The sequence below is a fragment of the Sporosarcina sp. 179-K 3D1 HS genome (assembly GCF_047228905.1).
GTDB lineage: Bacteria > Bacillota > Bacilli > Bacillales_A > Planococcaceae > Sporosarcina.
The window spans coordinates 1-21,087 of sequence record NZ_JBFEGI010000009.1; the positions used below are offsets into that span (position 1 = coordinate 1).

General features: G+C 36.8%; 12 protein-coding genes. 10 read left to right on the top strand and 2 right to left on the bottom strand.

The window, feature by feature from the left end; all coding sequences use genetic code 11:
- Positions 1-197: 197 nt before the first annotated feature.
- The gene (locus AB1K83_RS12315) at positions 198-1,511 is read left to right on the top strand and encodes an ATP-dependent nuclease (protein ID WP_413058643.1); all 1,314 of its coding nucleotides are present in this window, start codon (positions 198-200) and stop codon (positions 1,509-1,511) included.
- A gap of 236 nt (positions 1,512-1,747) precedes the next feature.
- Here the strand turns inward: AB1K83_RS12315 and tnpC are convergent, their stop codons facing one another.
- Positions 1,748-3,088, bottom strand: coding sequence for an IS66 family transposase (gene tnpC, locus AB1K83_RS12320; protein WP_413058498.1), 1,341 nt, complete (start codon positions 3,086-3,088; stop codon positions 1,748-1,750).
- A 994-nt stretch (positions 3,089-4,082) separates the two neighbouring features.
- On the opposite strand from tnpC, the gene AB1K83_RS12325 reads away from it, so the two are divergent.
- From AB1K83_RS12325 to AB1K83_RS12365, 9 genes are all read left to right on the top strand, one after another.
- Entirely contained in the window at positions 4,083-4,775 is a 693-nt protein-coding gene (locus AB1K83_RS12325; RefSeq protein WP_413058644.1) for a Fic family protein, read from the top strand.
- A 103-nt stretch (positions 4,776-4,878) separates the two neighbouring features.
- Positions 4,879-5,025 carry a hypothetical protein gene (locus tag AB1K83_RS12330; RefSeq protein WP_413058499.1) on the top strand — a complete coding sequence of 49 codons (147 nt, stop codon included), beginning with the start codon at positions 4,879-4,881 and terminating at the stop codon, positions 5,023-5,025.
- On the top strand, positions 5,012-5,653 hold the full coding sequence (locus tag AB1K83_RS12335; RefSeq protein ID WP_413058500.1) for a hypothetical protein: 642 nt from the start codon (positions 5,012-5,014) through the stop codon (positions 5,651-5,653). The genes AB1K83_RS12330 and AB1K83_RS12335 overlap by 14 nt, the downstream gene beginning before the upstream one ends.
- An 846-nt stretch (positions 5,654-6,499) precedes the next feature.
- On the top strand, positions 6,500-8,308 hold the full coding sequence (locus tag AB1K83_RS12340) for an N-6 DNA methylase (protein WP_413058501.1): 1,809 nt from the start codon (positions 6,500-6,502) through the stop codon (positions 8,306-8,308).
- A gap of 515 nt (positions 8,309-8,823) precedes the next feature.
- Positions 8,824-10,782, top strand: a complete 1,959-nt coding sequence (locus AB1K83_RS12345; protein ID WP_413058502.1) for a type I restriction-modification system subunit M — start codon at positions 8,824-8,826, stop codon at positions 10,780-10,782.
- Positions 10,779-11,996 carry a restriction endonuclease subunit S gene (locus AB1K83_RS12350; protein WP_413058503.1) on the top strand — a complete coding sequence of 406 codons (1,218 nt, stop codon included), beginning with the start codon at positions 10,779-10,781 and terminating at the stop codon, positions 11,994-11,996. Before AB1K83_RS12345 ends, AB1K83_RS12350 begins: the two co-directional genes overlap by 4 nt.
- Before the next feature lie 35 nt (positions 11,997-12,031).
- A complete protein-coding gene (locus AB1K83_RS12355; protein WP_413058504.1) occupies positions 12,032-15,187 on the top strand; it encodes a type I restriction endonuclease subunit R in 3,156 nt (1,051 codons plus the stop codon).
- Positions 15,188-15,903: 716 nt separating this feature from the next.
- On the top strand, positions 15,904-18,540 hold the full coding sequence (locus AB1K83_RS12360; protein WP_413058505.1) for an AAA family ATPase: 2,637 nt from the start codon (positions 15,904-15,906) through the stop codon (positions 18,538-18,540).
- Between the two features lie 5 nt (positions 18,541-18,545).
- Complete coding sequence (locus tag AB1K83_RS12365; RefSeq protein WP_413058506.1) at positions 18,546-19,817, top strand: McrC family protein; 1,272 nt, start codon at positions 18,546-18,548, stop codon at positions 19,815-19,817.
- A 41-nt stretch (positions 19,818-19,858) separates the two neighbouring features.
- On the opposite strand, the gene AB1K83_RS12370 is transcribed toward AB1K83_RS12365, so the two are convergent.
- On the bottom strand, positions 19,859-21,064 hold the full coding sequence (locus AB1K83_RS12370; RefSeq protein WP_413058507.1) for a hypothetical protein: 1,206 nt from the start codon (positions 21,062-21,064) through the stop codon (positions 19,859-19,861).
- Between the last annotated feature and the right edge of the window lie 23 nt (positions 21,065-21,087).

Below are 21,087 nucleotides of genomic sequence, written 5' to 3' on the forward strand. Positions count from 1 at the left end.
TCGGGAGACGTTATTTTAAGCGGAAAGTGTCCAAATTTAACGAGCAAAAAGTGTCCAAAACTACTTGACGGTTACACAAGTATGTTTTAAATGGTACGGGTGGCTTTGATACTATTCTTTCAAGTAAAATTCCTACACCAATAAAAATCTCTCCACTTGAAGATCCCTTAAGCCTACAAACAAAAGTATTAACGATAATAAATGAAACGATAAAAGCAAATGTAAATGAAAATCAAGGTAACTTAGAAAAACTAATGCTACAGATTGACTTGTTAACACAAACGATTAAGCAAAATATTTCTGATGAAATAGACACAACTACGAGTTTAATTGCTGAACAATTAACAAGAGTATTTCCTGAATATAATAAAGTAGAAATAGATATTCAACCTGGTAAAATTGAAGCTGATAAATTAATTGCCTCAGGAAGCGTGATTAGGTTAGGGAATGTTGGAGCAGATGGGATATTAAATCATAGCAGCCCATTATCGAACCATGGGACAGGTTTGCAAAGAACTTTTTTGTGGTCAGCTTTAAAAATGTTGGCTGAGACTGGAAATTTGAAAAAGGGGCGTAATACAATATCTACTTCTGCACCAAAAATTCTTCTTATTGAAGAACCTGAAGCTTTTTTACATCCAAATGCGATAAGAGAAGCCCGAGAAGCTTTATATTCAATAGCAGATTTAGATGGTTGGCAAGTAATGACTACAACACATTCACCAATGTTTATTGATTTAACAAAAGACCATACTACAATTATTAGAATTGAAAAAGAAGCGGATAACAGAAGAACTATTAAGACGTTTTCTACTGAAGAAGCGGATTTTACACCTGATGAAAGAATGAACTTAAAAATGTTGAATTATTGTAACCCGTATTTTAATGAGTTCTTTTTTGCAAAAGCAAATTTGTTAGTTGAAGGAGAAACTGAATTTAGTGTTATTAAATTGGTACGAAAAGAAATTTCATTAGATTCAGATGTACATATTTTAAATTGTTTAGGTAAAGGAAATATCGTGACAGTAGCTAAAATATTGAATCACTTTAAAGTCCCATATAGTATATTGCATGACTCAGATAATCCTACAGTGTTGAAAAAAGTGAAAGGAGAATATGTTAAAACTAAAAACGGTGCGTGGACAAATAATTTAAATATCTTACAAGAAGTTAATAATGGTAAACAATTAGGTATTGATATTAAACTATTTGTATCTGTACCTGATTTTGAAGGGGAATTTTTAAAAACTGAAGGAAAGACTGCGAAACCTTATGAAGCATGGAAATTCTTTAGTGAACAAATTGGTGTTGAAGGAAATACCGATGTTAGTAGATTTATCGAGTTCTTGAAGTATTCTTGTAAAATGCCATCAGTAGAAAGCAGTGGTTTGGAGTACAGTACGTTAGAAGAATTAGAGACTAAGGTCAGCCAATTTATAGTGGATAATGATTTGTCAGAAGATGTGAAATGGGATTTAAATCACTATAAAGGAATTGTGGTTGTAGGTTAATATATTGTTAATAAGTCATCCAGCATCTTGAATTGAAGGTGTGTAAGCGTAAAAGGATCTGCACCTATTTTTCAAGGTACAGATCCTTTATTCTGAAGAGGGCCTATCTTTTATAGTAATAAAACATTGCTCAGGAAGATCCGCCGACCAAGGAAAAAGCTTCGCCAACTCTTCTTCATTCTCCCTATTAATATTCGGCAACGTCTCATAGAGGTGGATCAGATACTCATGTACATTTAACCCTTCTCTTTCGCAGTTTCAACAATGCTATACAGGATGGCGCTCGTTTGGGCACCTTTCGGTGTTATGGAGAAAAGCCAGTTTTTCCGACCAATTACGAATGGCTTAATGGATCGCTCAGCCTTGTTATTGTCAAGATCCAACCTGCCATCCTTAAATGGCTGGAGAAGCTTGCTCTTCTGGTTTAATGCGTATTGAATTGCGGCACCAAGTTTACTTTTAGGGGCTACTTGCGGCTGGATGGTTTCAAGCCATGCGAAAAAAGCCTCCACCAAAGGTAAACTTTTTTCACGGCGTACCTTGAGACGTTTCTCCTTAGTTTCAAAGGAAATCAATTTTTCTATATGGTACAACTCGCCAATCTTAATGAGGGCTATCTCTGAAAGTGTTGGTTTATCCTTCTTTTGAGACGGTGCTGCCTTCACGGCCTTGTCAAAATAGCGACGGCAATGAGCCCAGCACCCCGAATGGACGACACCCTCAAGTTTCAAATATCCATTGTATCCATCCGAGTGAAGACTGCCTTTGAAACTTTTTAGGAAACGCTTTGGAAACTCGGAGCTCCGTGTAGGAGTGTACTCATAGAGGACGACCTTCGGGCCAACATTCCCCGATCTATAAGTCCATATATAGGAGTTGCTGGTGGGACTGCGTCCCTCCCCCTTTAATACCTGGACGGTTGTTTCATCCGCGTGGAGGACATCAAGTGCCACCAAGACAGACTGCAGCGATTTATAAAGTGGCGTAAGTAATTCATCCGTAGAATGAATGATCCAATTGGACATCGTCTGCCTGGACAGCCGCACCCCCAATTGGCGAAACTGGGCCTCCAGCCGATAAAGCGGAGTTGCATACATGTATTTCTGGCTCACCACATGGGCGATTGCCGAAGGGGAAGCCATGCTTTTCGCGATGACAGGTTCCGGCATTGGAGACTGTACGATCGGAGGGTTCGTCCCCTCCTTCTCGCATGAACGGCATGCAAAAACATCTCGTTCATGCTGTATGATTTCAGCCCTCGCGGGAATGATTTTAATTTCTCTTCGAATCTCCGTCTTCATCACATGCATAGGATTTCCGCAATCCGAACAAGCCCGCCCCTCCTGGGGCAGGCTATGGGTGACGACCGTCACGGGAAGCTCCTTGTTCAAGCTCGCTCGAAGCTTCCGTTTCTTCTTTTTTGATGGAGCTTCCACCACGTCCTCTTTCGTCTCATTAGAAACATTTTCCGTAGCGGAAAAAGCCTCTGCCACATCGAACAAATTTAAGGAAAGCTGGTCCTTATGAAGTTTCTCGCTCGAAGCCCCAAATTGCTGTCGCTTGTTCAGACGGAACATCTCTTCATAGCGTGCGATGATCGCCTTGAGGCAGAGGAGCTCCTCCTGTAGAGCTGCAATGGTGATATCCTGTTCAGTTAGTTTGGTTTGTATGTCGTCTACTTTTCTTATGCAATAATATTTCGATCCAAAATGCGAAATTCCTCGATTTTAGCCCCTTCAATTCGCCCTTTACACCACACGTTGTCTCTAACAATCCATCCATATCTCCTATCAAACCGTCCATCCTATTTATAAAGTTATCAAACAAAGCCTCAATCTGCTTGAATTCTTCATCATTTAATTTCACCCCAGTAGCAGTCACTACTCCAAAATAATTTCGCAGTGTTTTCAGTACTTTTTTGGTACAGTTGAAGTTGAGGTGAAAAAGTGATTTCCATATAGGATAACAAAGAGTATTGCCCACCCTGCAATGACGACTCACCAAATGAACCGATTATACTAGAATCTAAAAAAGGCTTTAACGCTACTCGCTTTACACGTAAAACCGGGACAATGACCGCCCGTATAGAAATGGAGGGCCATAGGAAGGCGACAGAAAACGCAAACAGCACTACCTGGTCCATTTTCGTTCATGATCTTGTAAATAGATACATGACAACAAAGTTTACCGCATGTAAAAAAAGCGTAAGGATGAAATCACAATCGAACATAAAAAAGATCGGCTTCGTGGGCCGATCTTCACAGCGTTCGTGATATACATATTTTTCGGTACATCGCTATGATCTTTTGGTTTTCCTTTTTCCATTCCTTACTTCGCATGGGAAGCTTGAATTGTATTTCCATTTCGGTCATTAGCCCGGCTAACAGTATATCCTTTTGCGGCTGGTCGATTCTTTCATATTCTATGGTGCAAATGCAGTCGTATCAACAGTTTATAAAGTTAGGGATATTGAACGGGAGTTAAACTCTTGGTTAATATCCCTTATTTTATATAGAAGTTGACATAGGGGAGATTCTTATTTTAGATAAAAATAAATGAAAAAAGGCGCGACTGGATGCCCTTATACCGCTTCCAACGTATACAGTGAATAGTTTGCGTGAAAAGTTGTTGTTAGAATGGATATACCATTCCAATGCAATTGAAGACAATACATTAACGGTCAATGAAACAAAAGTTGTGCTAGAAGGCATTACAGTTGGTGGAAAGACGCTACGAGAGCATTTAGAAGTCATTAATCATCGGGATGCAATTCATTATGTAGAGGAAATTGTCCATAAAGAAGAGGCCTTTTCTGAATGGCAAATAAAGAATATTCACCGTCTCGTCTTAAAAGGGATTGATGATTCCTATGCAGGCGTTTACCGTGATCAACAAGTGTTTATTTCAGGGGCAAAACATAATCCACCAGCTCCACTGCAAATTCGGGAGAAGATGGAGCAACTGATACATTGGTATCAAACCGAGGGACTTCACTTGCATCCGGTTGTTCGAGGGGCAATGCAGCATGCAGTTTTTGTAAGTATTCACCCTTTTATTGATGGAAACGGGCGTACATCTAGGCTATTGCTATATTTGGAGCTCATAAAAGAAGGATATCCACCTGTGATTATCAAAGTAGAAAATCGCCTTTCTTATTATGAAGCATTAGATAAAGCGCATACAACTGAAATGTATGATGATTTCATTCAGCTAGTCGCGGAGGCTGTGGATGAATCGTTGGATCTGTATTTTAGTGTTTGGTGATTATTGACATGATGTGAATACAGTCAAGGAACTTTTGCGTGTGCCCGGCATATAGGAAAAAGGGTATAGTAGAAGAAATAAGCCATTGTAGGAGGCCTGTCCATTGTCTAATAAGAAGAAAAAGGATAATGAAGATATGCAAGTAACTCAAACACAAACTGAAGCAGATAGAAAAAACAAAATCCGGGCAATCTACGAAAAAGCTGTAAAAACACATGGGGAGGCATTGGAGAAACTTGGCAAGAACTAATGAAACAAGAACTCATCGAAGGGATAACATATCTAAAATGAGGGGGCAGTTTGGCGTGAACGTAGAAGAATTATACAGATTGGTTGATGCTGTTCCTGATAGCAAATGGGCTGATGTTGTAAGGTATCTTAAGATTAAAGCAATGCCTATCGAAGCCCCAGCCGATAACGAAATTGAAGCGATTAGACAAAGGTATGCAAATGGGGAATTTTACAAATACGCAACAATCGCTGAGTTTAGAGCAGGATTCGAAAAAGTGAACGAAATGATTATGAATATAAAAGAATTCAATGAAGTATTTGAAGTAACGGTTTCGGAAAAAAGGTGGGTGGCTTTAAAAACATACTTGAGAGACTTGAATCAACCAGACAATATGCCGACTGCAGATGAAATAGAGATTTTCAGGTTACCCGAAATAGAGAGGGGCAGTCCAGACTATGTGACGTACTCACATGAAGAGTTAATGGAATGTTATATTGATGATTGTGAAGAGGTTAGTGTCGCAAAAGTGATCAGAGAAGACTTGCTTCAATCGATAGACAGTATGTCGGATGAACAATTAAAGCTTGTAAGTGAGTATGTTATGAAGCTTGGTGAGGATGAAGGGCCGGACATAGATGAAAAATAACCAAAAAATAAAGTAGCTATTCATAAAGTTGAGGGGGAGCTGCTTTATTTTTTTACGTATTACTAGCTTGGCTAGAAGTGAAGACCACATTGAATCGGATTGTGCTAATAAATCATCACCTATAACATTGATTATAGGCGGTTTTTTCTTTCTAAAGAGGTCAATGAAACAATATTGAGCCAGTTCTCCCCTAATTGATATAGTATTAATATTTCGATCGGAGACATTAATATTTTTCCCGAAATGGAGGTGGTAATAATAATGCCAATGAGATAAGTATCAAAGAAAGTATATGTTTTATATAAACGCAGATCGTGGTGCGAAAGCAAAAGGAATTCAAACACAAGAAGGATTTGTTGTATTACAAGATTCGAGAATTGCTACCAGCACTGTAGATTCATTCTCAGAGCGTTTAACAGCAAAAGGGACGACTTAATTTATTCTGGCAAAGTTCAAATTATAAATGATGAATATGTAGTAATGGAAGATTTACTATTCTCTAGACCTTCATTAGCAGCTACAATTTAATGCATAGAAGTGCAAATGGGTTGACGGAGTGGAAGGATAGACACGGAAAGAGTTTGAAAGATATAGTGTAATCAATAATGTGAAATATTGTTTTAATTTTATAGCGCAATCTTGAAATGAAAATTCGACTAAATACTAAATACAGACAAAATGTATTTATGAAAAATACTTAAAGTACCTATTTACAATACTAAGTTTAGGTGATATAGTTAATTTAACGAAAGAGGTTATAACCTTTAACCAATTCGTATTTTTTTGAAAAACTCAAATATAGTATTTTAAATACTAACTAAAAATATGAAGGATAGGTGATTGAGAGTGGGGAAAGATATTTCTAATGTATTTGAATTAAATCGTGCAACAATGGAAGGTTTTGAAGTATTAAATTTAAGTGTTTCGATTTTGGCGGTAGGAGACGCTAATGAACTGAGAACAATCGCTTCTTCAACAAATGTAGTAAAAAAACTTATAGAAGTTATTCAAAATATGCCGTATAGTGAGTTAGCCAAAAAAACTTTAATTTATAATTTACGAAATGTAAGTGAATCTGTTCGTTTAAGTAGTTTTATTAACATGATTTTAGACTATGCTAAATTAATGGAAGTTTATGAGGCGAAAAAAATTCTCGAAGTTATTATTCAGTTAAGTTTAGATAAATTCAGCACGCCTACAGCTTTACCACAACAAAATACGATTGTTGAAAATTATTTCAAAATTAGTGAAGGTGAAACGATTTTCAGCGGGCGTATTGGTAAAGGCTCTGAAGTATTAAGCCTAGTTACAGAAGGAATGAACAATCCAATTTATGGACAAGATTTTGCAGTTGAAGATCTAATAATTGCGGAAGTACGTTTCTATTTAGAAGGTCTTGCTCATACGAATTTGAAATACGCTAACGTTTTAACAACGCCAGCATTTGAAAACTTGAAGTTTGATTATGTATATGATGTACCACGCTTTGGGTATAAACCAAAACCTAATGAATATGAAGCGTTAAAAACGGATAGTCGTTTTAATTATTTTGGTTTACCTTCAAAAATGAATGCAGACTTAGCTTTTCCTATTGGGGAAATTCAATTATTAAATGATACGGGTAAAGGTGCGTTTTATTTAACAGCAGGTGCACTATCTAGAAGTGGAGCGGATGAGAAAATCCGTGAACGATTAATTATTAGTGACTTAGTGGAAGCGGTAATTGAGTTCCCTACAGGCTTATACGTACCTTCAACAAATATTAGCTCGGTGCTTATACTCATTAATAAATCAAAACCGGTTGAAGCGAAAAATACAATTTTATTTATTAATGCTTCTACGTTAACGGAAGTACAACGTAAAAAAACGGTGTTAACAGATGAAGGTGTCCAGCAAATTGTACAAATCCTTGAAGAGCGTACAGAAGTAGCAGGCATCTCAAAAATTGTCCCTAATAGTGAAATTTCTGATTCAGATTTAGTACCAAGTCGTTACATCTTCGAAAATGAAATGGAACTTGATCAATATGGAAAAGTCGAAGTGAATTTACAAGCATTGAATGAACTAAATGCCATTCCTTTAAAAGATGCTGTTACAATTTTCCGTGGCTATAATGCTTTGCCTAAAGATGAAAAGCAAGGTGGCAATGTAGCGATGTTAAAAATTGCAGATATTGAGGATGGAAACATTAACTTGTCGAACTTAACAAGATATGAACTTGGTGGGCGTGTGAAGATTGACAATTATCGTTTGCAACGAGGTGATATTGTTTTATCTATTCGTGGTCAGCTTAAATTAGCGCTATTTGATTCGGAAAAAAACGATGTTTTATTATCACAAAACTTTGTTGGTATCCGCTGTAATCATCAATATGATCCACAATTTGTAAAGCTATATTTAGAGTCGCCAACAATGCAATTCATTATGCATAACCAATTAACAGGCTCTACTGTATTAAATTTGGCAACGAAGGATATTGAGGAATTAAAGATTCCTGTATTAGCGATTGAGGAACAACGCAAAATTGTTCAGCAATATAACGAGCAGCAAGAGACATTGCAAAAAGAGCTCGAGCAAGTTCGTAAGCAAATTATTCAGTCTAAATTAGAAGCTTTTGATTTAATGGGGATTGGGAAGACGTTTTCGTTAAGTTAGTAGATTTGGCTGGAGCGAGAAATTTTGTGTTACTTCAATTAACACCGCACAAACTTGGTTAAAGCCGATGTAATAACGTGTAGCGAAACGGTGATTATAGCATTTGAACTGCGTCACAAAGAGGCGTTCTAGAAATTCTTTGTACGCGAATAAGCTCATTGAGAGAGTTGGCAAAGTTTAAGCAACTTGGTCATATTTTTATGAGAATGAAAATTCCATCAAATATGTGGCCAGCAGTAAATTAATTGTCATTTCCAATTGCGAATCTCAGAACTGATCCGTAGTGAAGACCTTTTCTAGGAGTGGTTAAAGTAACTTAATTTAACAAGAAAATGTCTTCCTATTAAATAAATATGTAATATTCTCAAATCATTAGTCTAATAAAGAAAAAGAGGAATTTACAGATATACTATCATCATTCAATCTTAAAAAACGAAAAAAGAGATGTTCATTACGAAAACGAGAAATACCAAGTATAATGACTATGTATTAATGAAATATACGGAGGCTTACTCATGATTAATATAAGGAAATTAGAATCTGAATTATGGGAATCGGCGGATTTGTTGCGCCAAGGTTCCAAACTAAGCTCACAAGAATATAGCATGCCGGTCTTAGGCTTAATCTTTTTGCGTTATGCCTATAGCCGATTTAAATATGTAGAAGCAGAAATACTCAAAGACCGTCCTGTACGTAATGGTCGAGTGCTACCAGTTGAAGCAAGTGACTTTAAACAAAAGAGTGCGATTTTTTTACCGGAAAAGGCTCGGTATGACTATCTGCTTAATTTGCCTGATGATTCCAATTGCGGTGAAGCAGTAAATAAAGCGATGGAGTTAATTGAGTCAGAGAGCACTCAATTAAAAGGCATCCTGCCTAAAACTTATACGATGTTCAGAGATGATTTATTGAAAGAATTGTTGCGTATCTTTAATAATAGCGCATTGAATGAAATTGATGATGATGTCCTTGGACGTATTTACGAATACTTCTTAAATAAATTCGCAGCATCCATTGCATCCGATGATGGAGTTTTCTTTACTCCGAAATCCCTTGTTAAGATGATTGTGAATATTATTGAGCCGACACATGGGACTGTGTTTGACCCAGCATGTGGAAGCGGAGGTATGTTTGTTTCTTCAAGTGATTTTATTAGCGCTGAAGGAATTAATGCTAATTCTGCCTTGACTTTTTATGGACAGGAAAAGGTAGAGTTTAATGCAAAGCTTTGTATTATGAACATGGCAGTGCATGGTCTAAATGCAAAGATCATATCCGGCGATGAAGCGAATAGCTTCTATTATGACGCGCATAATCTAGTAGGCAGTTGCGATTATGTTATGGCAAATCCGCCTTTTAATGTAGACAAAGTAAAAGCAGAATCCACACAAAATGCTGGACGTTTGAGTTTTGGACTTCCTGGTGTTAATGCTAAAAAGGAAGTCTCCAATGCGAACTATCTTTGGATTTCCTATTTTTATGATTATTTAAATGATACAGGACGTGCTGGGTTTGTTATGGCGGCTTCCGCGACGGATAGTGGCAATAAGGATAGAGAGATTAGAAAGCAGCTAATTAAAACGGGTCATGTTGATTGTATGATGTCAGTGGCAAACAATTTCTTCTATAAAGTTTCCTTACCTTGTTCACTTTGGTTTTATGATAAAGGGAAGAAAGAAGAAATAAAGGATAACGTACTTTTCATTGATGCACGTAATTATTACACAGTCGTGGACCGGACACTTAACGAGTGGAGCGAATGGCAGATGAAAAACCTCAATGCCATTGTCTGGCTTTACAGAGGTGAAATCGAAAAGTACGAAAAATTATTGAATGATTATAGATTTCAAATTAATATCGAATACAAAGAGCTTGATGCTGAATTCGAAAGTGTTTCGGTACTATTGAATGGCTATGGGAAGAAGCTTGCGCCTTTACGTGAAGAGGTTGGGAATACAGTTGAAAACGCAGAGAATATCCATCAACTGTTACCGTTGAATGACATACTAAAGCGTTACATTACAGAGCTTAACGCTGCATTAAAAGCATTTGTTGAGTATGGTGACGGATTAGAGAAGGCAGAGGCTAAGGGGTTTGCCAAATCGATTGATGAAAAAGCAACAACATGGGATCGCTTCAAAAAATCAGTTTTTGCTCGAGTTGAGGATGTGGTATCACAAATCAAGACCTGCCGCACAGTGATAAAAGAGGCAAAGTGGCTCACTGGAAAATTTGGAGACGGTGCATATACTAATGTCTTAGGGCTTTGTAAAGTAGCAACAATAGCTGAAATAGAAGAAAAAAACTGGAGCCTCACGCCAGGTGCATACGTCGGCGTCGCACCCGTAGAAGAAAATGACGAAAACTTCGAAGAAAGAATGACCGAAATTCATAAAAAACTTCTAGCTTTGCAGGCAGATTCGAATCAATTGATGGATACCATCTCAGCAAATTTTGAGGAGTTGGGGATATGAGTAGAATAGTAAAGTTAGGAGATTTATGTGACTTTATTAATGGTGGTGCATGGACTGAAAAAGAATATGTCGCTACTGGGATTCCCGTACTTAAAGTATCAAATTTTAAACCATCGGGATTCTTATTAGAGGATGTTAGTAATTTACCTTATAGAAGTTTGGAAAAATATAAAAAGCATCTTCTTCAAAAAGGAGATATGATAATTGCTACAGTGGGCTCTCACCCTAATCTTGTAAATTCAGCTGCCGGTAGGAGTTGCGTAATAACTGATGAGGTTACAGGATATTTACTTAATCAGAATGCTGTTTGCGTAAGAACTCTTGATTCAGATGTTTTAGACCAAAGATACTTAGTTTATCTTGGCAAATCTTTTTATTTTCAACATTATATTCAATCACGTGGTAGAGGTGCAGCAAATCAAATGCGTATAGCAATAGGTGCAATAAAAGAATACGAGTTTGATCTTCCAGATATAGAAACTCAACAACGCATAGCAGACATCCTCACTACCTATGATGATTTGATTGAAAACAACCAAAAACAAATTAAGTTGCTTGAAGAAGCGGCTATGCGATTGTATAAAGAGTGGTTTGTAAACTTGCGCTTCCCCGGATATGAAACTACTAAAATAGTTGATGATGTGCCTGAGGGGTGGGAAAGTGCAGTGTTTAAAGATTTATGTGAGCTTGTTAAGGATAGTTGTAAATCAAAAGATATTATCGGAGGAATACCATATATAGGATTAGAACATATCCCGAGACGTAGCATTTGTCTTAATGAATGGGGAGATTCTTCTGATGTAGGAAGCAGTAAATATCGTTATAAAGTAAAGGATATTTTATTTGGAAAAATACGTCCATATTTTCATAAAGTCGGATTTGCTGTAAACGAGGGAATTTGTTCGACAGATGCAATGGTTTTTCGAGCTTATGATAATATGTTTGGCTTACTATTAACAACTGCATTTAGTGATGAGTTTGTAGCGTATAGTTATGCTACATGTCGAGAAGGAGCAAAAATGCCTCGAGCTGATTGGAACGAAATGGGTAATTATTCAGTATTAATTCCAAATGAGGACGTTTTATCAGCATACAATAACATTATAAATCCACTAGTTGATTCAATTACAGTGCTAGTCAAACAAGTTCATAACTTAGTAGATGCACGTGATAAACTACATTCAAAATTGATGAACGGTAAAATTGAAGTGTAATGCTATTGTTCAATATACAATAGGGGGTGTGAGGGATGAGTTGGGAGTATTCTGAGAATATATTGGTGCAGAATAGTGCTGGAAATTTGCTTCATGATGTGTTGGGGTGGGATGTTCAGTTTGCCTATAATAAAGAAGTGCTTGGTGAGAATGGGACTCTTGGACGTGAAAGTTATAAGGAGATTGTTCTTACTCGTTATTTACGGAAGGCGCTTTTTGATATTAACGACTGGTTGACAGAGGAGTATTGTGATATTGCAGTTAAGACACTTCTTGCCTATACATCCTCTAGTACTCTAATGCAGATAAATCGAGAGAAATATAGGATGCTCCGAGATGGTATTCCTATCAAAGTAAGAAAGCCTAACGGTGAGCAGGAGGACAAGTTGGTTCGGGTGTTTAATTTCTCTGATCCTGCAAACAACCATTTTCTTGCTGTGAAAGAGATGAAGATACATGGTGATTTATATCGTCGTCGAACGGATATTGTGGGCTTTGTTAATGGAATTCCCTTGCTATTTATCGAGTTAAAAAAACAGAATGTCGATGTTCAGGATGCTTATACATGTAACTACACTGATTATCTGGATACCATTCCCCGGTTATTTCATTTCAATGCATTTGTTATGTTGTCAAATGGATTAGAATCCAGGATAGGCACATTGGGTAGTAAATATGAATTTTATAACGAATGGAAACGTCTGCATGAAGAGGATCCCGGTTCTGTGGAATTGGCAACTATGCTTAAAGGAATTTGTGATAAGAAAAATTTCATGGACCTATTTGAGAACTTCATTCTTTTTGATATTTCAGGTGGAATAACTGCAAAAATCATGGCAAGAAACCATCAGTTCCTTGGAGTGAATGAAGCGGTGGAATCCTACGAGAACCGAAAGCTTAACAATGGTAAGTTGGGCGTTTTCTGGCATACGCAGGGTAGCGGGAAAAGCTATTCCATGGTATTTCTTGCTCAAAAAATCCGACGAAAATTTGCGGGTTCGCCAACCTTTGTTATTCTAACAGATAGAGATGAATTGAATAAGCAAATCAGTGATACGTTTGAAGCTTGTGGCTTACTCGGTACTACGAAAGCACAGCAGTTTATCGCTCAAAACGGTGATGATTTAATTCAGAAGTTAAAAGGAAATCCTAGCTTTATATTTACCTTAATCCACAAGTTCAATAAACCTAATGAGTCACCAATTATTCCTAATCATGACATCATTGTGTTATCTGATGAAGCCCATCGTTCGCAAAATGGGATATTTGCTGATAATATGCTTGCATTACTCCCAACTGCTTCAAGAATTGGATTTACCGGAACGCCATTATTTGCGTATGATAACATCACTGAAAGAACATTCGGAGGCTATGTATCCATTTATGATTTCAAGCGAGCTGTTGAGGATGGAGCGACTGTACCACTTTATTATGAGAATCGAGCGGACTTATTGGAAATTGAAAATCCAGAAATAAATGAAAGACTTCTTGAGGCAATAGAACAGGCTGATCTAGATGTCAATCAGCAGGCCAAGCTAGAGCAGGAAATGTCAAAAGAAATTCATATTCTTACAAGCGAAAAGCGTTTAGATGCCATTGCAAAGGACTTTGTCGAGCATTACTCTGAGTTATGGACATCTGGTAAGGCAATGTTTGTTTGTATTAATAAAGTAACAGCAGTGCGCATGTACAATTTAGCCCAGAAGTATTGGGCAATAAAAATCAAAGAAATCGAAGCTTCGCTATCTAGTGCCACTCAACAGGAATATATGGAAATTAGCCGGAAGCTCGATTGGATGAAACAAACCGAAATGGCTGTTATTATTAGCCCGGAACAAAATGAGATTGCTACCTTTGAAAAATGGGGTCTTGATATCAAACCACATCGTACCCAAATGGAGAGGCGAGAAATGGATAAAGAGTTTAAAGATCCCGATAATCCATTTCGTATCGTGTTTGTCTGTGCCATGTGGCTAACTGGTTTTGATGTGAAGAGTCTTTCTACTATTTATTTGGATAAACCATTAAAAGCACATACTTTGATGCAAACCATCGCAAGGGCAAACCGTGTTTATCAAGGGAAAAGTAACGGTTTGATTGTTGATTACGTTGGAGTTGTCAAAGCGCTTAGAAAGGCACTAGCTGAGTATACAAAGACCAAAGGAGGAGCTGGAGGTTCTAACCCAGCTCCAGACAAATCAGAGTTAATTGCCCGCATCATTGCTTTGCTTAACGAAATAAATGCTTATATGAAACAACGTGATTTTGATTTATCATCCATTATTCAAGCAGTTGATTTTGTTAAACTTTCTCTAGTACAAGAGGGTGCGAATGCTATGTGCGTTTCAGAAGAAGTGAAAAAGCGGTTTGAAGTGATGGCAAGGGAACTTTTTAAACTTTTCAAATACGTTGAAAAGCAAGATGTGAAAGAATCGGAAAGAGCTCTTAAAAATGCAATTAGTGCCGTTTATGATCAAATGCAAGAGAAACGAAAAAAATCTGACAATACGGATTTGATGATTCAACTGCACAATATTGTAGGTGAGTATATAAAAGTCGTTAAGGCACCAGAAATATCAAAAGATGGTGGCACAGGATACATTGTGGAAAGCCGTCGTTTTGATATTAGTCATATCAATTTTGAACGTCTACAGCAGGAATTTGCTCGTGTAAAGAACAAGAATCTTCTTTTGAAAGATTTAAAAGAGCTCATTGATGATAGGTTGGATACTATGTTGAAGTATAATCCTACTCGTATTAATTATTATGAACGCTACCAAAAAATCATTCAGGAGTATAATGCTGAGCACGATAAAGCCGCCATTGAAAAAACATTTATCGACCTTACGAATTTTGTAAACGATTTGGATGATGAAGAAAAAAGATATGTGCGGGAAGGCTTTGATAACGATGAAGAATTGGCTATGTATGATTTACTTTTAAAGGAATCTCTAACTCCATCAGAGATTAAAAATATCAAAAAGCTTGCTAAGATATTGCTAGAACAGATTAAGGATAAAATCAGCGTGTTGGACCAATGGACAGAGAAAGAAGAGACACAGGCTGCAGTTGATAATCTGATACGCGATACTTTATGGAGTGAACTGCCAGAAAGCTATGATGATCGACTGTTCAAGGAATACCGCCGCAAAATTTATGAATTTGTATATACCACTTATCCTGCTGCATAAAAACAATAAAATAATTTAAATTGAATTACCGTGGAATGAGCAATCCTTAATTTAGATGAAGTAAAAGTTTTTAAGGAATATCAGTGTCTATTGGAAAAAGAATCTCCAATTTATTTCGCTCATGACATGAAATCCATAAAATCGTATTTCTTAATAATTAAACGCAGACCAATTGTAAATTCGATAAAAATATTGCCCCCACAACGTATTTTTATCAAACGTAGTCAAAAACGTAGTCAAAAATTATATAAAGTCTTTCTAAGCTAGTTACATCAGTATTTTGAGACGGTTGGTTCGACTTCCGCCGTCTCCATAGTCAAATACCAAGAAGTTTCCTTGAACGTCATAAATCTTGTCATATCAAGGCTTATGGCGTTTTTTGGTGTCATATGATTTCATTGGATTTCAACGAAATATAGAAAAAACATAGTCAAAAAGAAAATTTAGTGTGCTAGATAGTTATTGAACTATTGTGCTTATACACCTTGCTCCCTTATATTCGAAGCAGGTGCCAGCATGAAAGAAGTTCAAGAGATTGCCATCACCTCACCAATCTTACGTAAAAACTGCATGGATATTTACACACATGTTCTATAAGGCAAAAGAAGGAGCTATTTAAAAGTTCGTCAAAGCTATCAGTCCTTTATATCTGAATTAGAATGTAATATTAATTCATCTCTATTATACTTGTAATAAATGGGATACTTAAGTGTGGGATGGAAATAGTAAAATTAAAAGTAGGTGGAGAGTTGAATTTAAATGTAAATCAAGCAGTGTGGGTTGCTGCGGCAATGATGACGTATGAAAGGATTAAGCAGAATCGTGCTACAACAATTGATGAAATCGCCTTGGTGCAGGCGGATATTCAGAAACGCGCTCAAACATTGACTAGTAATAACGTTGAAAATGCAAGAATCTCTCAGCATTTTAACGCAGATCATCCTAAAAAAATACATAACTATTTGAGGCGGATCAACGGTAATCAACGAAGAATTAGCTATATCGGCGAATTTAAAGGCGTTAAGGAATATCCGCAATTTCAAAATAATCAGATCCAAAGCTATGTGACTTTAGCAAATGGAAGAGAAATAGTAATAGATGAGATGATTAATTTTATTGGAAATGAATATCGTTTATTTATAAAAAATAAATCGTTTACAGATAGCGATTCTGAAATTGATTTTAGTAAAATTATCACACATTTACATACCTATGCGAACCAACGATATAAAAATCCGATTTCAATCCAGGGAGAGGAAGAGGCTATATATTTAGCAATTCGTGAAAGTGGTGGTGCGGCAGCGGAGGAGTTACATAAATTAGCCGCTCGTTTATCGTTTAAGTACGGGATGGAAAATCAAAGGAAATCAAAGTGGCTTACGGGCGGAAATGATGTTGTTCGACGGTACTTATGGAATCAGTTGAAAGATGCGGAGTACAATCATGTTTTAACGAGTATTTCAATCATTGCTGAAAAAGTAGACGATTGTGTGCAATTTAGAATTGTTGTTGATTTAGATGAAAAGAAGGCTAAGCAAGCAGACTTTGATCAACATCATAAAATTTTAACGAAGCCGCTTATTCAAGATAGTGCGTATTGCTACTATATAAAACCGGATAATGGATGGGTTGATGAGGTTTCTAATGAATTGCCAGAGGAAGTTCAAAAAAAGGTACGTGATGGAGAATATAAAAAGGTGCAACTTGCCTATGTACTTACAGATGAACAAATTCAGCAACAAGCACTAACTAATGCCCAGATCTATAAAAAATTAGAGGTGGCATTCGGAAATCTATTGGATCACTACAATCTAGTCGTAGGGAAAGTAAAACATACGAAAACAGATGTGGGGGAAACATCGATGTATGAAAAAAATATAGTACTCTATGGACCACCCGGCACAGGGAAGACGTATCATACAGTTATTTACGCAGTAGCAATTATTGAAAATGTCTCAATTGAAGAGTTAGTGTCAGAATCTTATGAAGAAGTTTTGGCACGTTATATGGCCTATAAAAAAGCAGGTCAAATTGCATTTACAACATTCCACCAATCATTTGGTTATGAAGAATTTATGGAAGGTATAAAACCGGTATTAGATGATGAAGAATCTGATCAGGTGAGGTATAAAATAGAGCCGGGCATATTTAAGCAATTATGCGAGCAGGCGCAGCAATTAGAAATCTCTTCAATGATCCCTAATAAAAGTTTCCAAACAGATGCTCGAATTTGGAAAGTGTCATTAGGCAGAAGAGAGGATGTCCAAACAAAAAGGGATTGCTTTGAAAATAATTATATCCGTATCGGTTGGGATGATTTAGGTGCGAATATAACCGATGAAACGGAATTCCCCAATTCGAGTGTTAAAAAGATTGTATCTGATTTTTATGATGAAATGAGCATCGGAGATATTGTCCTTTCATTAGGTGATCAAAAGCATATCGATGCAATTGGTTTTATTACAGGAGAACCTGAGTGGTTGGAGCAAGTAGACTATTATAAGCGAAGCAGAAAAGTAGAGTGGATTGCGAAAGACATATGGGAAGATGTTTATAAATTTAATCAACAAACGAATTTAACTTTAGCAACTGTATATGAGCTAAAGAAAATAAATAGAGAAGAAATTAATAAATTGATTTTACGATATGCGAAGACTGAACACGATGATTTAGCGATTGAAGAAAATAAGAAGAACTATGTATTTATTATTGATGAAATCAACCGTGGAAATATCTCTAAAATTCTTGGGGAGCTTATCACGTTAATTGAGCCAACAAAGCGGTTAGGAGCTCCTGAGCAAATGAAGGTACAGCTACCCTATTCAAAGGTAGAGTTCGGTGTGCCGCAAAATGTTTATATCATAGGGACGATGAACACAGCCGATCGCTCGATTGCTTTGATGGATACCGCTTTAAGAAGACGTTTCCGCTTTATTGAAATGATGCCGAACCTTCAAGTGCTAGAAGGTATTCATGTAGAAGGTATCGATATTCAAAAGATGGTAGATACGATCAATAGACGAATTGAAGTGCTTTATGACCGAGAACATACAATTGGCCATGCGTATTTCCTTGGCTTGAAAAAGGAGCCCACATTGGCTAATTTAGCCGGTATTTTTGAAAATGCGATTATACCGCTTTTACAGGAATACTTTTATGAAGACTACAGTAAGATTCAGCTGATTTTAGGGGATAATGCGAAGGCTAATGACTTTAAATTTATTTTGGATACACCGGTTCAAATGGATAAAATATTTAAGGCGAGCCCTGATGTGGATCTGCCTGAAAGTAAATATTGTATTCAGAGGGCAGCTTTTCAAGACCAGCAGAGCTATATTGGGATTTACGAGTGATCTAAATGAAAAGAAAAGTAGTGGAGCTAAAGGAATATGATGTCATTTCCAATAAGAAAGCCCCGGGAACCGTGTATTTGGATAACGCATCATTTATCCAGCTAGAGAATCTTGTTTTAACGTTCAATGAAGAAGACGGTGGAGACGCGATAGATTTTTTGTCACTCTCATCCAAAAAGAATGTAGGGAAAATTATTAGGGCTAAAAATTACGTTGGCGTATTGCCATTAAACAACCGCGTGCAGCTTCAAATTTTGCCTAAAATTCATGGGGGTACCCAAGAGGATTCGAAAAAAACCTTTTTGAAAATGCTAAAAACCTTGCGTGATTTTCCGAGCAAGACATTCAATGAAGCGAATTTAAATACAGAGAAAATGCCGATCTTTGAAATTTTTATTACGTTATTCATAAAGGAAGTCCAGCACCTTGTGAAGCGTGGCCTCAAGTCTGCTTATTATGAGGTAGAGGATAATGTAAAGGTGTTTAAAGGGAAAATGAATTTTGCCCAACAAATGAAGCATAATATGGTGCACAAGGAACGCTTTTACATGCAGTATGATGAATTTGGGCTAAATAGACCAGAAAATCGTTTAATTAAGAAGACATTAGAAAAGTTAGCAAAGGAATCTGAGAGTGCGGAAAACAAAAAGGGTTTGTATAGGCTGTTAATACATTTTGAATCAATCGAATCATCATCGAATATAAAGAAAGACTTTACGCAAGTGAAGATTGATCGGAATTCAAAATATTATGAGGCGCCTTTGAATTGGTCTAGAATTTTTTTAAGCAATCAAAGCTTTACGACATTTTCAGGAGAGTCCTTTGTCCAAACATTACTTTTCCCGATGGATCGTGTATTTGAATATTATGTAGCGCGGAATTTGAAGAGGCTTCTCAAGTTAGATGAATGGACGATTTCTTTACAGGACCGCAAGTATTATTTGTTTGAGGATAAATTTGCATTAAGACCGGATATTGTTTTGCGAAATAATACAAAACAGCATACAGTAATCATTGATACGAAGTGGAAGCTATTGGCGAATTCCGTGTCTAGCAATTACGGTATTTCACAAGCGGACATGTACCAAATGTATGCCTATGCAAAAAAGTATGGAACAAATGATATCCGCCTTTTATATCCGATGAATAATGAATTGAATGAGCAGCAAACTATTTGTTTTACAAGTGATGATGGTGTGAAGGTCACAGTCTTTCTTGTAGATTGTCATCGTATTGAAGACAGTCTAAAGAGATTTATAGAGGCTTTACATGAATAAAAAAACAAGCGAGCTAATTTCGAAGCTCGCTTGTTTCTTTTTTAGCAGTCATGACAACAAAATAGTTGAACGTCATTATGATTAAAATGTTCAAGAAGTCGTTCGTTACAGCATTTTGGACAAACCGCTACAACGGTATTTTTGACATAATCATGTAGATTAAAGCTTAAATCGTACTCGTTTAAGTAGTGACAAATATGTACATAAATATCGTCTAATACTTGGTCAGTATGAAGGGAAACATTCTCGCTTGTGTAATAAAGCGTATTCGAATATGTAAAATTAATGGCTAAAGGCGTATCCTCCATTATTGTAAAGGGGGCTTCGACACTGTTCAATTTTTCTAGTATAGATGACAGAAGATCTTGTAATTGTTCTTTCTGAAAGCCTTCATCTCCAAATACTTTCCAATTAATATGAATAGCCTTTTGCTGATCAAGATGTGTCGCATCTGTATAGTAAGCCTCCGCGTTTTCAGAAAGAGAGTAGAATTTCTCGGCGAGCTGCTGGATCAACGGGACATACTCATTTTGTAGCTCACTATCTGTATATTGCTCAAGTGAAATAAGGAGTGGCTCTAGCTCTTGAATAAATGAAATTTGCTCGCTTACATTTGAAATCTCATTGTAGGCTTCTATTGATTCTCGATAGTTCTCGACATAATTGATATAGTCAGACGCCATTTCTTCAGCGTGAACATCCATCGGTAAGCATTTTTGCGAGCAAAACGGGCCACGATTATGATGAGCAAAAAACGGCTCTTCGTAAAATGTTTTTTGACATGTTTGACACTGTATGTTCTCTTCTTTTTGCTTTTGCGGAGTAGTAGAGGACAAATACAATGTCTTTAACGCAGGAATTTCCTCTTTAAGGAGATTTAATTTAAAGGAAGGTTTCCGCGTTTGACTATTACGGCGGATGTCCATATCAAATTGTGAAAGGTAGTCTATTAATTTATTTGTGATTTTTTCGTACAATTCAGGATCGTCACAGCGTTTAAACCACTTATTTAAAGCTTGTGTCGTTTCACCGCCATTTAACCGCCCCGCGCGCTCATGCCTTTGTATCGTAATGTCAGCATAGCCGATATATCGACTCGGTCCAAAAAGGCCAAGCTCGTGAACATAATACCATTGCTGAACACCATTTGTGTTGAGTGACATTTGTCCGCTTTGTAATTCAGAATGATATTGCTGCAGGTTTTGTTTGACTTGATCGATATGTGTAACTAGCTGCAAATGTACCATGTGTATCACTCCTCTTGTCATAC

Bases quoted from the DNA above. Each gene is read 5' to 3' on its own strand.
- AB1K83_RS12355 (WP_413058504.1), top strand. From the start codon at position 12,032: ATGAGTTGGGAGTATTCTGAGAATATATTGGTGCAGAATAGTGCTGGA.
- AB1K83_RS12360 (WP_413058505.1), top strand. From the start codon at position 15,904: ATGGAAATAGTAAAATTAAAAGTAGGTGGAGAGTTGAATTTAAATGTA.
- AB1K83_RS12370 (WP_413058507.1), bottom strand. From the start codon at position 21,064: ATGGTACATTTGCAGCTAGTTACACATATCGATCAAGTCAAACAAAAC.
- AB1K83_RS12365 (WP_413058506.1), top strand. From the start codon at position 18,546: ATGAAAAGAAAAGTAGTGGAGCTAAAGGAATATGATGTCATTTCCAAT.
- tnpC (WP_413058498.1), bottom strand. From the start codon at position 3,088: ATGTTCCGTCTGAACAAGCGACAGCAATTTGGGGCTTCGAGCGAGAAA.
- AB1K83_RS12345 (WP_413058502.1), top strand. From the start codon at position 8,824: ATGATTAATATAAGGAAATTAGAATCTGAATTATGGGAATCGGCGGAT.
- AB1K83_RS12350 (WP_413058503.1), top strand. From the start codon at position 10,779: ATGAGTAGAATAGTAAAGTTAGGAGATTTATGTGACTTTATTAATGGT.